The sequence below is a fragment of the Pseudidiomarina taiwanensis genome, from assembly GCF_003987435.1.
GTDB lineage: Bacteria > Pseudomonadota > Gammaproteobacteria > Enterobacterales > Alteromonadaceae > Pseudidiomarina > Pseudidiomarina taiwanensis.
The window spans coordinates 1-14,567 of sequence record NZ_PIQG01000004.1 but is presented as its reverse complement, the minus strand read 5'-3'; the positions used below and the strand labels follow the sequence as shown (position 1 = coordinate 14,567).

Sequence of the window (14,567 nt, the reverse complement as noted above, 5' to 3'; positions counted from 1 at the left end):
GTTGTACACCATGATCGATATCGTCACTCTAGGCCCAGCCGGAACCTTCTCGCAGCTTGCAGCTGATCGGATGCGCTCTTTACCGTCACAGAAGCGGTTAAGCTTTTACCCAACACTTACGAAGACGCTAAACGCTGTGGGTGAGGCTGCTGAAATTGGAGTGGTGCCGATTGAGAATATTCTTGAGGGGGTGGTGTCACCAGTCATCGATGCCTTTGTAAAGCGGCCCTTGCAAATTATCGATGAAGTGACGGTACCCATCGCTTTTAGTCTGATTGCCAATCAGCCTAACCCACAACAAGTTTTTGCTCAGTTTGTTGCACAAGGGCAGTGCAGCGATGCTTTGGAGCGCTTGGCCGTGCCCTTAACGACAACCGCGAGTAACAGTGAATCCCTCAAGCAACTGCTCGCGTGCGAAACCCCCGCCGCGGCTTTGGTTCCAAGCCACTTGGTCGATACTGAATTGCGCCAGCGTCTGGCCTGGGTTGAAGACGAGGCGAGTGATAGCCCAGACAACGCGACGCGATTTATTGCGGTCACTTCTGCAGCGCAAAAAGCCTCTCCTTACGACGCTGTAACGCGTTACAAGACCTCGTTTTTAATTTTGGATGATGCCGATCAGCCGGGCTTACTGGTGGAACACTTACAAGTGTTGGCCGCATATAAAGTGAATTTGATGGCTTTGGTTTCGCGTCCAACAGGGCGTCAATTTGGTCAGTATCACTTTTATCTCGAGTGCGAGGGTAGGCTCGAAGATAGTGCCTTGCAAGCGGCGTTAACCCTGATTCGACTTCGCACCCAAGTGGTCACTTTAGGCAGTTATCCAGACCGGCGTTAATCAAGTTCTAATTCAAGCTGCAGTTGATCATCTGGATCGGGCAGGGCAACGCTTATGCCGATTAAGCGGACCGAGCGCCCCTGGCGTCGATCCCATGCTTCACGGGTTAGCTGATAAAAAAGGCTTGGCGATGCCTTGGCTTTAACCCGTGATGCCGTGGTTTGTTGAAAGTCAGAAAATTTCAGCTTGACGGTTTGGCTCTTAATCGGTGCATCCTGCCAACGTTGCACTTTGAGCCGTTTCAGCAACTGCGGAAAGAGCGCTTGCTCAAGAAATTGTTCAACCTGACGTAAATGTGAAAAATCTTGACGCAAGGTCTCTTCCACGCCCACACTTTTGCGCACCCGTTCCGTCACGATGGGTCGCGGGTCGTGGCCCAAACAGCGTTGATGCAAAACCCAGCCGCTCTTCTCACCGAGTATCTGCTGTAAGTAGCTTAACTCGACCGCTTGGATATCTGCGCCGAAAGTTAACCCGGCATCTTTGAGTCGAGCTTGGCTTTTGGGACCCACCCCAGGAATTCTTGCAAGGGGTAACTTGGCAATGTAGCTGTACACTTGCTCCGGTGGCACCACAAATTGGCCATCAGGTTTGCGCTCGTCACTCGCTATCTTGGCCACCATTTTTTGATTCGAAATCCCCGCTGAGCCGGTTATCCCAAGTGAGCGAATATCCGCTCGAACCGCCTCCATAATGCGCGTGGCACTGCCCTGAAAAAGCGCGCAAGCGGTCAGCTCTAGATAAAATTCATCGATCGAAGCCGGTTCGATAGTGCTTGTATATTGTTTAATAATATCAAGAACTTGGTTTGAAATTTGACGGTAGTAGGCGTGGTCAGGTGCGACAAAATGTAGCTGCGGACAGAGTCGTACCGCGTGCGAGCCAGGCATGGCGCTGCGCACGCCGTATTGGCGCGCCGCATAGTTACAGGTCGCGACAACCCCACGCGCCCCGCCACCGCCTACCGCAAAGGGCCGTCCTTTAAGACTCGGATCGCGAGCGGCTTCGGCACTTGCAAAGAAAGCGTCGAGATCCAAAAGGGCGATTTTGCGCGTATTTTCAGACATGCAATGGAGGTGTTTCTTAATGGATGGAATCTGGCTATAATCGCATCAATGACAACAGTCAACAAGCTCGATAGCGCATACAGGAGTCTACCGTGAACGTACGTAATATTTTTAAATCTAGCCGAGTCATCGCGGCAACTTTGGCATTATTCGTCGGTGGCGCAAGTGCTGCCATGATGCCGCAGAGTGCAAATGATGCGCTGAAAGATCGCATCGCTCCGATTGGTCAGGTTAAAATTGCTGGTGCAGCTGCTGCTGCGCAAGCAGGTGGCGCTGCTGCTGCGCGTTCAGGCGAAGCAGTGTACAACCAGTTTTGCATGGCATGTCACACTTCTGGTGTATTAGGCGCGCCAAAAATCAATAATGCAGCAGATTGGGAAGCTCGCCTCGCACAGGGCATGGATACCGTTCTGAAGCATGCGATTGAAGGTTTCAATGCAATGCCAGCGCGTGGTACGTGTTCAAACTGCTCGGACGAAGAAATTCAAGCGGCTATCGATTACATGATTGCTGAGCTGTAAGAATTTATCCAAGCGAACATTCGAAAACCGCCTTCGGGCGGTTTTTTTATGCCTAAAATTTGCACTCTGTGCTTTTTTTGCGCTTTGTGTCTAGGTATACTGTTAACAACACGTTATATTTAGTCCGTTCGCATTGCTTTAAGCGATAGTTATCCGACCTCTTTATACGCATTGGGAAGACTGTGAGTCGAGTTGTTGAGCCACAGAGTGAAGCCTCCGAAATTGCGCGTCTGCGTAAGGTAGTCGCGCGCCTGAAAAAACTGACGGTCAAGTATCAACAAGCGGAACTGATTCAAAAAGCACTGTTCCGTATCTCAGAGCTTGCGTCAGCGGTCCAAGATATCAACCAATTCTATAGCAGCTGTCACAGCATTATTGGCGAGTTGATGTTCGCTAAGAACTTCTTTATCTGCTTATATGACGACGTCGATGATACGGTTCAGTTTGTGTATTTCGTCGATGAGTATGATGATGCTTCGACCATAGACAGTTTCCCCATGGAAGTATTGCGGCGGGGTATGACCGGTTACGTCATGCGCACGGGCCAACCATTTTGGTATGCAACAGGTAATTTCCAAGAGTTGGTTGCAGCGGGTGAAATTAAAGATCTTGGCGCAGCCCCAGTCGACTGGCTAGGCGTGCCGTTAAAATCGAATGGTCGGGTCATTGGTGCGATGGTGATCCAAAGTTATACGGATGACCAAACTTATAGTCAGGCCGACCAAGATTTGCTGGTATTCGTCTCGCAACATATCGTCAATGCCCTCGACCGCTTGCGTCAGCGTGAATTCTTGCAAGCCGAGATTGCGCGGCAAACCGCTGAATTACGCGATATCAACCGTAACCTTACCATTGAAATTGCCGAGCGAAAAAGGGCCGAGCAGGTGTCGTCGGTGCTGTTCAGTATTGCCGAAATGACCAATACCTCAGACAGTATGTCGAGCTTTTACCGCGCCCTCCATGAGCAAATTGGACAGTTAATTAATAACGACAATTTTTTCGTTGCTTTGGTAGACGAAGAACGCCGTGAACTGAGCTTTCCGTATTATGTCGATGAATTTGATACGCAAGTGCAGAAAAGCCGTCCACTTGGCCGTGGCATGACCGAATACGTCATTCGCCATCAGCGCCCGGTATTTATTAATCAAGAAACGTTCCAACGACTCACCGCGAAAGATGAGATTGAAGCGACTTCTGACTATGGAACGCAACCATTGCAATGGCTAGGCTCCCCCCTGATTGTTGATGACGAAGTTATTGGCGTTTTATCGGTGCAAACCTACCGCAAGGACGTGAGTTATAAACAAGATGACTTGGACCTCCTAAACTTCGTTTCTCAGCATGTTGCTGTTGCCATTGAGCGGCGTCGCAATAGTGAAGAGGTCAAGCGCATGAATGCGTACCTCGAACGTAAAGTCGCTGAGCGGACGGAAGAACTGGTTGATGAAATCGAGCGACGTAAGAAAATCGAAGAGAAGCTTTATTATGATGCGCATCATGATGCGCTGACTGGGCTTCCTAACCGAGCCTTATTTACCGAGCGTCTTGAACGGGTATTGAAGCATAAGCAACGCTTCCCTCATCACCACTTCGCGGTGCTATTTGTCGACTTGGATCGGTTTAAAGACATTAATGATAGCCTGGGTCACTCGGCAGGTGACACCTTCTTACTCGAGGCGAGTAAGCGGATTTGTTCTTGCGTTCGTGAAAACGACACGGTCGCGCGTTTAGGCGGCGATGAATTCGTTATTTTACTCGATATGATGCAGCATATTGATGACGCGCGTGAAGTTGCAGCGCGGATTATTCAACAAATGCAGAAACCTTTTGAACACGGCGAAAGCTCGCATTTTTCTGGTGCCAGCGTCGGTATTGCTGAGTGTCGCGGTGACGGGGATACCGCTGAGCGCTTGCTGCGGGATGCCGACGCAGCCATGTATCAAGCGAAAAGCATGGGGCGGGGCCGTTATGTGGTATTCGATGAGCAGATTCATCGCGATCTAGTCGCGTCACTCCATTCTGAAACCGAATTACGTCACGCTGAGCTTGATCAAGATTTCACTATTCGGGCCGAAACCATTCATGACTATGCAAATCAGCAACCGGTGGGAACCGAATTAGTCACCCGGTGGCACCGAGATGGCGCTAAAATTTCGGCAGAGCGGTTATTTGCACTGGCCGAGAAGACTGGGATGCTGGTGTCATTGGATCATTGGCTACTGCAGCGCTCTTGTGAAATCGCCCATGCGCAACCGGATACCCCAGCGCTATTCGTTTCGTTATCGAGTAAGCACCTCTACAAGCTCGCTGATGTGCATAAGTTAGAACAAATGATACGCGAGGCACATGTTGCCCCAGAGCGGATTGTCATGACCTTTAGCGAGGCAGATTTAAATTATAACTCGAAACGTCAACTGACCGCGTTGAAAAAGCTCTCGGAGTTTGGCGTGAAATTGGCGCTAAACCATTTTGGTCGCAATGCCGGTGCGCTTCAATTTATCCTCAATCATCCATTTGACTTTGTCATTTTGGATCCTCAATTTGTCGAACATGCGACGGATTCCGAGCGCAGTCAAAAAATGATTGAGCATGTCGTGAAGCTGTGCGGCGACTTGCAGATCGCTTTGATTGCGGCGGGCGTAAAAAGCCCAGAATTGAGTGACCAGCTCGCGCAGTTGGGCGTAATGTATCAACAAGGTGCGCACTTTGGCGAAGCCCGTCATCTAAAACGGAACGATTTACTCTAACGCTTTGCGCAGTAAATCCAGTCCCGACTGCCGTTGCTGTTCTTGCGCTTGCTCATTTGCTTGGTGCTGCTCTTCCCACTCTAAATCATCTTGCGGGAGTTCGAATAAGAAACGGCTGGGTTCGGGGCGAATCACATCGCCGTATTGGCGACGCTCTTTTGCCATGGTAAAGACCAAGCGTTGTTGCGCACGGGTAATGCCGACATAGGCCAAGCGCCGCTCTTCTTCCACCATGTTATCATCGATACTGGACTGGTGAGGAAGCAAGCCCTCTTCCATACCGACTAAGAACACAAATGGAAACTCCAAACCTTTCGAGGCGTGCAGCGTCATCAGTTGCACTTGGTCAGCGAGTTCTTCCTCTTCGTTGCGTGAGAGCATATCGCGTAAACATAGTTTGGCTACAACTTGTTCAAAATCCAGCGGTGGATTGTCGTCATCGCCTTTCACCATTTCGCTCACCCAGCGTAGCAGTTCGCTGACATTTTTATAGCGCATTTCGGCCGCAGAAAGGCTGGGGCTGGCTTCATAAAGCCACTCTTCATAGCCGATTGTTTTGAGCAGTGCATAAAGCGCAGAGACAATTTCAGGTGGATGCTGACAATGCCGCGCGGTATGCGCGATCAATTGGGTAAACTCTTGCACTTGCGCATATTCACGGGCACCGAGCCGTGTTTGCAGATCAGGGTGCTCAGCAGCCTGGAGTAGACTAATGTGCAGAGCATGTGCCAGCTCGCCGATCCGCTCAACGGTCTGTGGACCGATACCGCGTTTGGGTAAGTTAATGATGCGAATAAAAGCCGTATCATCGGTCGGGTTCACCAGTAACCGTAAATAGGCCATGATATCTTTCACTTCTGCGCGGGCGAAAAAGCTCTGTCCACCAGTCATTTTGTATGGAATTCGCTGGTTCAATAGCGCTTTTTCGAAAACTCGTGATTGGTGGTTACCGCGATATAAAATTGCAAAATGATGGTAAGGGGTGCGTGCTAAAAAACGCTGACGAACAATTTCGGCGACCACGCGTTCAGCCTCATGCTCTTCATTGCGACCGTAAATAATTCGCAGCGGCTCGCCATACTCCATTTCCGAGAAAAGCTTTTTCTCGAATACGTGTGGATTATTTTCAATGAGAATATTCGCCGCTTTTAAGATCCGTCCGTGTGAACGATAGTTCTGTTCAAGTTTAATCACTTTTAATTGAGGGAAATCCGTTTGCAGTAAAGCTAAGTTTTGTGGCTGCGCCCCTCGCCAAGAATAAATCGACTGGTCATCATCTCCGACCACAGTAAAATGCGGGTCATCGCCGACTAACAGACGAACGAATTGGTATTGGCTGGTATTGGTGTCTTGGTACTCATCCACCAGTAAGTATTTGAATTTTTTCTGCCAACGTTCGCGACTTTCAGGGTTACTGGCGAGCAGTTGAGTGGGAAGTAAAATCAGATCATCAAAATCGAGCGCGTTGCAGGCCCGCATATTTTGTTGGTAGCGCCGATAAAACTCCGCAAACATTTGTTGGTCGGGTTGACCAGCTTGCACCGCTGCTTGCTCTGGACTCAGCATCGCGTTCTTCCAATTACTGATCTGGCTTTGCAGCATCTTCAAAATCGCTTTATCGCCATCGAGTTCTTCTTCTGTCAGTGCTTTCAATAAGGCAAAACTATCTTGTTCATCAAATAACGAAAAACCTGATTTTAATCCCAGGTTGCGCACTTCTTTGCGAATCAGATTCAGCCCTAAGGTATGGAAGGTTGAGACGGTTAAGCCGCGCGTTTGCTCACGCGAGAGGGTCTGGCTCACCCGTTCCTTCATCTCTCGGGCGGCTTTATTGGTAAAGGTCACGGCGGCGATGTGTCGCGCTGGAATACCGCAGCGGGTGACAAGATGTGCAATTTTCTCGGTGATCACTCGAGTTTTGCCACTGCCGGCTCCAGCAAGGACCAAAACGGGACCTTGGATTGCGTGCACAGCCTCTTGTTGGCGTGGATTAAGTTGCATGATCACCCTTGAAATTAAACTCGAAGGCGGATTTTACCGTAAACTCCTGTTAAGCTAAATGAGAAACGAGGAGAAGCTCATGGATGCCAAAAAAATTGAAGACATTGCCCGCCAAATCAACGATAGCATTCCTGCTGGGGTGAAGGAATTTGCCGGTTCAATGGAAAGTCGAATCAAACAAATTCTACAGCAACAGCTGGGCAAATTAGATGTGGTGACGCGCGAAGAAATGGATGTACAGCAGCAATTGTTATTGCGCTTGCGGCAGCGCGTCGAAGCGCTCGAAAAGCATGTGGCAAGCCTCGAGCGTGACTTAGACGACGAATCTTAGTATTAAACGAGGGGGAGCTATGGCGACCTGGTTGCACGGTGAGGTTGTTGAAAACCATGCATGGAATAATGAATTGTTTAGCTTGCGCGTGCGCACTGAGCCGTTCGAATTCACTGCGGGACAATTTGTCCGACTGGGATTAGAACATGATGGCCGCCGTTTGCAGCGGGCTTATTCGTTAGTTAATGCCCCACATACAGAATTATTAGACTTTTTAGTCAACCGAGTCCACGACGGTGAGTTTTCACCACGTCTACATGCGTTGCAACCTGGCAGTGTCATTCAGGTTTCACAGCCAGCCAGTGGTTTTTTCACTCTTGCCGAAGTGCCTGCTGGCGACAGTTTGTGGTTAATGGCCACAGGGACGGGGATTGGGCCGTATTTTTCCATGCTCGAGACCCCAGAACCATGGCAGCGTTTTGCCCGTATTAATCTTGTGTATGCGGTGCGCTATGAAGCTGATTTAGCGTACTTACCACTGATTCAATCTTTCCAACAAAAATACCCTCAGCAGTTTCGTTTTCAGCCTATTGTTTCGCGCGAACCGTGCGCCGGAGCATTGCAAGGCCGAATCCCAGCCTTAATTGCAGAGGGCCAATTGCAACGTGCCCTTGACTGCCCGCTGGATGCCTCAGCCCAAGTCATGTTGTGTGGAAATCCAGAAATGATCCGAGATGCTCGAGCCTTACTCGCGGATATGGGGCTACCCAAGAACCTGCGTCGTAAGCCAGGTAATGTGACGGTAGAGCATTACTGGTAAGCCATACACTGCCGAGGAGGACAACGCTATGACCGACTTTAGTCAATCAGAGTTATTGCGAGCCGAATCTTATATCAACGGCACCTGGTGCTCTGCTGCAAACCGTTTTGAGGTGGCCAACCCGTTCAATGGGGAGGTGCTAGCGCGTGTTGCTGATGCGGGTGCTACTGAAGCTGAGCAAGCCATCACTGCCGCCCAGCAGGCTTTTCCGGATTGGGCCAACCATTCAGCCGCCGAGCGCAGTAGCATCTTGCGGCGTTGGTACGACTTGATTATGGCGCGGCAGGATGAGCTAGGTGAGTTGTTAACCCTTGAGCAAGGCAAGTCGTTAACCGAAGCGAAAGGCGAAATTGCGTATGGCGCATCCTTTATTGAATGGTTCGCGGAAGAAGCCAAGCGAGTTTATGGCGACACCATTCCGGCGCCAACAGCAGATAAACGAATCACAGTGATCAAGCAACCAGTTGGGGTTGTTGCGGCGATTACCCCGTGGAACTTTCCCAATGCCATGATCGCTCGTAAAGCCGCTGCTGCACTTGCGGCAGGATGCACCTTTGTGGTCAAACCGGCAGCGCAAACGCCATTATCAGCACTTGCGTTAGCGGAGCTTGCCGAGCAAGCCGGCATCCCAGCGGGCGTTTTTAATGTGGTGGTAGGCACTGATTCAAAAGCGATTGGTCAGGTTTTTACTCAGCATCCGCAGGTGGCGAAGTTTACTTTTACCGGCTCGACAGCTGTTGGTAAGCAGCTTGCCGAACAGTGTGCCAGCACCGTCAAGCGGGTGAGTTTGGAGCTTGGCGGCAATGCACCCTTTATTGTATTCGATGATGCTGATCTTGATGCCGCTGTAGCGGGCGCTGTCGCCTCAAAATACCGTAACACTGGGCAAACGTGTGTGTGCAGTAATCGCATTCTCGTTCAGCAAAATATGGCACCGGCGTTCATTGAGAAATTCTCAGCTGCAGTGCAACAGCTCAAAGTGGGAAATGGCCTTGAGCCGGGCGTTGAGATTGGCCCCATGATTACGGCGGATGCACTTGCTGATGTTGAACAGTTGGTCCAGCGGGCTGTTGCTGCTGGCGCTAAAGTAGTCACTGGCGGCAAAGCCGAGAACAGTTTCTATCTCCCGACTGTGGTGGCTGATGTCACCCCAACCATGGCTTTGGCACAAACGGAAATTTTCGGTCCCGTTGCGCCGGTCTTAACCTTCAACGATGAAGCAGAGGCCATTGCCATGGCGAATGACACTGACTATGGCCTGGCCGCGTACTTTTACAGTCGTGATATCGGTCGCATTTGGCGTGTCGCCGAAGCCTTGCAGTTTGGCATGGTGGGTATCAATGAGGGGCTGATCTCGAATGCTGCAGCCCCATTCGGTGGGGTAAAACAATCCGGCTATGGTCGCGAAGGCTCAAAGTATGGTTTGGATGATTATCTCGACATTAAATATCTTTGTTTGGGTGGTATTTAGCCTACGCAATATGTCCTGCTTAACGGATGGAGTATCCTGTTCGGCCGTTTTAGACTAACTAAAGAGTTTTACTAAGCAAGGATGAGCTTATGCCAACGGATTTGGCGATCGCGCGGGTTTATACGCGGGCAATTAATGGTGTAGATGCCCCGCAAGTGACAGTCGAAGTGTGCCTTGCCAAGGGGTTACCCGCCTTTTCAATGGTCGGCTTGCCGCAAGCGGGTGTGCGCGAGGCGCGTGACCGAGTGCGATCGGCCCTACTCGCCAGCGGCTATGACTTTCCGCGCGGCAAAAAAATTACCGTCAATTTAGCTCCCGCCGATTTACCGAAGCACGGTGCCCGTTATGATCTCGCCATTGCGATTGGTATTTTAGCCGCAGCAGGCACAGTTAGCGAAGGCAAGGTGATCAGCCGCGAATTTTATGGCGAGCTGACCTTAACTGGCGAACTCGCGGCAGTGGCGGGAGTGTTGCCCGCCTTAATTGCTTGTCGAAGCGATGGTCGCGAGGCCGTCATCCCACTTGAAAATGCCCATGAAGCGCGACTGTTACGACAGCAACAAGCAGTCGCCGCCGTATCCCTGCGTGATGTGGTTGAGCATTTAACAGGGCCACATCCATTACCCTTGCTCGAGCCCAGCTTAACCACTCCAGCAGATAGTTCGAGTGAGAACCCATTGGATATTGCCGATGTGGTAGGGCAAGAGCAAGCCAAACGAGCCTTACTCCTGGCCGCCGCAGGTGGGCATCATTTGTTATTCGTTGGACCTCCAGGTACCGGCAAAACCATGTTGGCGCAGCGGTTAATCGGTTTATTGCCGGCCTTATCAGAGCAAGAAGGAATCGAAGTTGCCGCGATTCGCTCAATTGCAGCGATAGGGCATGGTCAAACTGCAACGCAAACCGAGACTTGGTGGCAGCGACAAGTGCGCGCACCGCATCATTCGTGCTCGGCAGCAGCGCTAGTCGGTGGCGGCAATCCGCCGCGCCCCGGTGAGATTTCGCTGGCGCACCATGGCTTACTATTCTTAGATGAATTGCCAGAGTTTTCGCGGCATGTCCTCGATAGCTTGCGTGAGCCGCTGGAGTCGGGCTGGGTCAGTATTAGCCGAGCCGGGCATCAGTTGACCTTTCCGGCCCGCTTTCAGCTGTTGGTTGCGTTAAACCCGTCCCCCTGCGGCCATTTCGATGGCGATTTGCAAAGTGCGCGGGCGACCCCCGATCAGATCATGAAATACCTCAATCGAATATCTGGACCTTTGCTGGATCGGATTGATATGCAAGTTACTGTGCCGCGCCAACCTGAGCTATTGCAACAGCAGCTGACTGAAGCCCCGGAGCCAATTACGCCAACATGGCGGGCTTGGGTCAAGCAATCGCGGACACGCCAGCTTGAGCGGCAAGGCTGTTTGAATCATGAATTAAGCGGAGCAAGTTTATCCACCCATTGCCACTTAGCAGCACATGAACATCAATTCTTAGTTGCCGCAATTGAAAAGTTTGGTCTATCGCATCGGGCTTATCACCGCATCTTGCGCTTAAGCCGAACCATCGCCGATTTAGTTGAATCTCCCAAGATCGAGCGCGAGCACATTGCCGAAGCCCTCAGTTACCGTGCCCTCGACCGTTTATTGCAGCAATTACAAAAGCTCTAGTGCCGTGCGCAACACTTGCTATACTAAGCGCCTAGTTTACAGCGAGGGTAAAAGTTGATGGAAAAATGGATTGAAAACTTAATGTACAATTTGCGCTGGTTATTGGCGCCAATTTACTTGGGCTTGAGCTTGGCGGTATTGATGCTGGCATTAAAGTTCTTTCAAGAAGTCTTTCATGCTTTTCCGGTTATTTTTAGCACCCCAGAAGTCGACTTGATTCTATTGGTCTTGGCACTCATAGATATTGCCCTAGTGGGCGGCTTGTTGGTGATGGTGATGTTGAGCGGCTATGAGAATTTTGTCTCTACCCTCGATATTAATCAAAGCACCGAGAAGCTCGCTTGGCTGGGTAAAATTGATTCAGGTGGGCTTAAAAATAAGGTCGCCGCTTCAATTGTCGCGATCTCGTCGATTCACTTATTAAAGGTGTTTATGAACGCCGAAAATATCGATGAAAGTCGGATTAAATGGTATGTCATTATGCATTTAACCTTCGTCGGTTCGGCGTTCGCTATGGGCTACCTCGATAAGCTCACTCGGAAAAAGGACAGTGACTAAGCGAGCGCCTGCTGAAACGCTGCGAGCACCCGCTGAACATCTTCAGTTGTGATCCCAAGGTGTGTGACGAGACGCATCTTGGGGCTATTCGCAACTAAAATGCCTTGCTGTTTGAGTTGCTGATGAACCTGCTCAGCCGCAGTGGCAGATTCGAAATGCACATAAACCATATTGGTTTGGGCCGGATCCACCTGAATTCCTGCGAGTTTGCTGAGCCCTGCCTGTAACTGCTGGGCATGTTGATGGTCGTCTGTCAAACGCTCGACATGATGATCCAGTGCGTAGTCCATAGCAGCTGCAATAATACCTGCTTGGCGCATACCGCCCCCCACCATTTTGCGCCACCGGTGCGCTCTGGCAATAAAGCTTTTCGAGCCAACCAGCACCGAACCAATCGGTGTGCCAAGGCCTTTTGAAAAACAAATCGAGACGCTATCAAACGGAGCGGCAAGCTCGGCGAGGGATGTTTGACTGGCCACGACCGCATTAAAAATTCGTGCGCCGTCTAAATGCAACTTGAGCCCATGGGCATCCACTAACGCTCGAGCTTGCTGCATATAGGCTTGCGGTATCACCCGGCCTTGATGGGTATTTTCCAGTGATAACAGACGAGTTATCGGGAAGTGCGGATCATTAGGTTTGATACGTTTCGCAACAGCAGCTAAATCGAGCGTGCCATCGGCTTCAATCTCAAAAGGTTGCGGAACGATCCCACCAAGTACCGCCGCGCCACCGGCTTCATAGCGGTAGGTGTGATATTCCTGCCCAACTAAGTATTCTTCGCCCCGCTGACAGTGGCTGAGTAATGCCAATAAGTTGGTCTGCGTCCCGCTTGCAGCGATTAATGCCGCCTCTTTACCGGCCAGCTGCGCGACCCGCTGCTGCAACGCATTAACGGTTGGATCATCACCATAAACATCGTCGCCAACGACTGCCGCCGCCATCGCCTCGCGCATCGCTGCGGTTGGTTGAGTTACCGTATCACTGCGTAAGTCGATCCAGCTCATGGCTGATAGCCCCATGCAGGAGGTGGGATATCGACTGGCTGGCTTAAATCGATCTGCACACGGAAAATCCGGTTGGGTCGACTCAATTGATATTCGAGGGTTTGCGCATCGACAAACTCGAAGGTCCACGTGTTCTGCATAGAGACATCTAAGCCATTCGCTTTAAACAGCGCTTTACTGGCATCATCAACCGGAAACGCCTGAATATCAGCTGACCCCATTGCAACCGTGTGTCCACCGTAAGGCGAGACCGCATCAGGGCTGCCATCTTCATGCAAATGGATATGTTGGAAATCGAGGTAATCAGCCGTTTGGTTCAATACCCAAGTTCGCGAACGATCATCACCGACATGTAGTGGCATCCGAATCGTATTCGCTTCACAGTCCCGAATATGCACTACCAATGGCTGCTGCCAAGCAGCACTCGGTTGGTTATCTTCCACCACTGTGGCTGCAAAAGCCTGACCGCAATAGGGTTGAAAGCGTTCAAAAAACGCAAAGCGGGGTTCATCATCGACCTGAACACAGGCACTCAAAAAACTCGCACAAACAAGCGTCAATGCCGTAAATTTAATTGTTGTTGCAGCAGCCATAACGTCTCCTTAAATAACCCCATTACTTTGCCACATCTCACCGCGAAGTGCATGAGTTGTTTGTCGGCAAGAAAATGCGAATAAGCATACAGAAAATTTAAAAAATGTTGATTTATATCATTTAAGAAGTTAACGTATTTTCATAAAATCAATCTAGGATGAATTTCATGCGACATGGACGTGTATTAAGCGCTGCGCTTATCGCCTTATTTTTTACGACATCTGCTTATTCGTTATCGACGCCACCGCCATGGGCGGCTCGTATTTGAATCGAGTGGCGGCTTGAGTAAGTCCTATCAATATGATGGGTTAGGACGTCCCACTCAGTCAACGCATGTTATCGATGGTCAAAGTTATTCGCTGAATATGGCTTATGACAGTAACTATAGTCGGCTGAAGTCGTTGAGCTATCCCAATGGACTTACCCTTGCTTACAGCTATGACGATTTTGGGTATCAAACACAGATTAAAAATGCGGCCACCGGCTATATCTACGAGCAGGTCACCGCAACGGATGCATTCGGTCATGCCGTCACAACGCTCAAGAACAATGGCACTTTGACGGAAACGAGAAGCTATGACGGAACATCTGGTCAGCTGGATATGATTGGGGTGGTCACTCAAGCCGGAGTGAATGTGCATGATATTGCCTACACGTATGGTAACTTTGGTAATCTCGCGCAACAAACCGTGACCTATGATAATGGGGCGAAGTCATCCATCGAGACGTACAGCTATGATGCGCTGCATCGTCTCACTCAAAGCACCCGTAGCTTTAATGGAATAAGTCACAGTGAGCCCGCTATTACTTACAGTTATGATGCGGTTGGGAACCTTACCAGTAAATCCGATTTCGCCTCACTTTATGTTTATGGCGATGCCAGTCGCAGCGATGCCAATGCGGGGCCCAATGCGGTTCGTAGCATTGTAAAACCCGATAGCAGCCTGGCCTTTTACAGTTATGATGCGAACGGCAATTTATTGCAAGGAGGCGGCAATACGCTTACCTACAATGCGT

Annotated in this window: 13 protein-coding genes; 9 read left to right on the top strand and 4 right to left on the bottom strand. The window is 50.4% G+C overall.

The annotated features are described in order from the left end of the window. Window positions 1-10 precede the first annotated feature (10 nt). Window positions 11-838: a prephenate dehydratase gene (locus tag CWI83_RS08100; protein ID WP_126827933.1), complete on the top strand. Its 828-nt coding sequence runs from the start codon at window positions 11-13 to the stop codon at window positions 836-838. Here CWI83_RS08100 and dinB read toward each other — a convergent pair. Continuing rightward, complete coding sequence (gene dinB, locus CWI83_RS08095) at window positions 835-1,905, bottom strand: DNA polymerase IV (RefSeq protein ID WP_126827931.1); 1,071 nt, start codon at window positions 1,903-1,905, stop codon at window positions 835-837. The genes CWI83_RS08100 and dinB overlap by 4 nt on opposite strands. Window positions 1,906-2,078: 173 nt before the next feature. Between dinB and CWI83_RS08090 the strand changes: the two genes are divergently transcribed. Both CWI83_RS08090 and CWI83_RS08085 read left to right on the top strand, forming a co-directional pair. Further along, the gene (locus CWI83_RS08090; protein ID WP_126828329.1) at window positions 2,079-2,426 is read left to right on the top strand and encodes a c-type cytochrome; all 348 of its coding nucleotides are present in this window, start codon (window positions 2,079-2,081) and stop codon (window positions 2,424-2,426) included. A gap of 182 nt (window positions 2,427-2,608) precedes the next feature. Further along, a complete protein-coding gene (locus tag CWI83_RS08085; protein WP_126827929.1) occupies window positions 2,609-5,173 on the top strand; it encodes a bifunctional diguanylate cyclase/phosphodiesterase in 2,565 nt (854 codons plus the stop codon). On the opposite strand, the gene rep is transcribed toward CWI83_RS08085, so the two are convergent. Beyond that, a complete protein-coding gene (gene rep / locus CWI83_RS08080; protein ID WP_126827928.1) occupies window positions 5,165-7,174 on the bottom strand; it encodes a DNA helicase Rep in 2,010 nt (669 codons plus the stop codon). The genes CWI83_RS08085 and rep overlap by 9 nt on opposite strands. A 79-nt stretch (window positions 7,175-7,253) precedes the next feature. Between rep and ubiK the strand changes: the two genes are divergently transcribed. From ubiK to CWI83_RS08055, 5 genes are all read left to right on the top strand, one after another. Beyond that, the gene (ubiK, locus tag CWI83_RS08075) at window positions 7,254-7,505 is read left to right on the top strand and encodes a ubiquinone biosynthesis accessory factor UbiK (protein ID WP_126827926.1); all 252 of its coding nucleotides are present in this window, start codon (window positions 7,254-7,256) and stop codon (window positions 7,503-7,505) included. Between the two features lie 19 nt (window positions 7,506-7,524). Beyond that, the gene (locus CWI83_RS08070; RefSeq protein ID WP_126827924.1) at window positions 7,525-8,265 is read left to right on the top strand and encodes a ferredoxin--NADP reductase; all 741 of its coding nucleotides are present in this window, start codon (window positions 7,525-7,527) and stop codon (window positions 8,263-8,265) included. 28 nt (window positions 8,266-8,293) lie between these two features. Then, window positions 8,294-9,736, top strand: coding sequence for an NAD-dependent succinate-semialdehyde dehydrogenase (locus CWI83_RS08065; RefSeq protein WP_126827922.1), 1,443 nt, complete (start codon window positions 8,294-8,296; stop codon window positions 9,734-9,736). A 101-nt stretch (window positions 9,737-9,837) separates the two neighbouring features. Then, on the top strand, window positions 9,838-11,391 hold the full coding sequence (locus tag CWI83_RS08060) for a YifB family Mg chelatase-like AAA ATPase (RefSeq protein ID WP_126828328.1): 1,554 nt from the start codon (window positions 9,838-9,840) through the stop codon (window positions 11,389-11,391). Window positions 11,392-11,448: 57 nt separating this feature from the next. Then, window positions 11,449-11,949, top strand: a complete 501-nt coding sequence (locus tag CWI83_RS08055; RefSeq protein WP_126827920.1) for a TIGR00645 family protein — start codon at window positions 11,449-11,451, stop codon at window positions 11,947-11,949. On the opposite strand, the gene ltaE is transcribed toward CWI83_RS08055, so the two are convergent. Continuing rightward, complete coding sequence (ltaE, locus tag CWI83_RS08050; protein ID WP_126827918.1) at window positions 11,946-12,956, bottom strand: low-specificity L-threonine aldolase; 1,011 nt, start codon at window positions 12,954-12,956, stop codon at window positions 11,946-11,948. The genes CWI83_RS08055 and ltaE overlap by 4 nt on opposite strands. Continuing rightward, window positions 12,953-13,549, bottom strand: coding sequence for a hypothetical protein (locus CWI83_RS08045; protein WP_126827916.1), 597 nt, complete (start codon window positions 13,547-13,549; stop codon window positions 12,953-12,955). Before CWI83_RS08045 ends, ltaE begins: the two co-directional genes overlap by 4 nt. Before the next feature lie 282 nt (window positions 13,550-13,831). Between CWI83_RS08045 and CWI83_RS08040 the strand changes: the two genes are divergently transcribed. Continuing rightward, the coding region (locus CWI83_RS08040) for an RHS repeat domain-containing protein (protein ID WP_275540767.1) at window positions 13,832-14,567 on the top strand (736 nt) is incomplete at its 3' end.

Excerpts from the sequence above, each read along its gene's own strand:
- ubiK (WP_126827926.1), top strand. The coding sequence starts at position 7,254 with ATGGATGCCAAAAAAATTGAAGACATTGCCCGCCAAATCAACGATAGC.
- CWI83_RS08070 (WP_126827924.1), top strand. The coding sequence starts at position 7,525 with ATGGCGACCTGGTTGCACGGTGAGGTTGTTGAAAACCATGCATGGAAT.
- CWI83_RS08100 (WP_126827933.1), top strand. The coding sequence starts at position 11 with ATGATCGATATCGTCACTCTAGGCCCAGCCGGAACCTTCTCGCAGCTT.
- rep (WP_126827928.1), bottom strand. The coding sequence starts at position 7,174 with ATGCAACTTAATCCACGCCAACAAGAGGCTGTGCACGCAATCCAAGGT.
- CWI83_RS08065 (WP_126827922.1), top strand. The coding sequence starts at position 8,294 with ATGACCGACTTTAGTCAATCAGAGTTATTGCGAGCCGAATCTTATATC.
- ltaE (WP_126827918.1), bottom strand. The coding sequence starts at position 12,956 with ATGAGCTGGATCGACTTACGCAGTGATACGGTAACTCAACCAACCGCA.
- CWI83_RS08055 (WP_126827920.1), top strand. The coding sequence starts at position 11,449 with ATGGAAAAATGGATTGAAAACTTAATGTACAATTTGCGCTGGTTATTG.
- CWI83_RS08045 (WP_126827916.1), bottom strand. The coding sequence starts at position 13,549 with ATGGCTGCTGCAACAACAATTAAATTTACGGCATTGACGCTTGTTTGT.
- dinB (WP_126827931.1), bottom strand. The coding sequence starts at position 1,905 with ATGTCTGAAAATACGCGCAAAATCGCCCTTTTGGATCTCGACGCTTTC.
- CWI83_RS08090 (WP_126828329.1), top strand. The coding sequence starts at position 2,079 with ATGATGCCGCAGAGTGCAAATGATGCGCTGAAAGATCGCATCGCTCCG.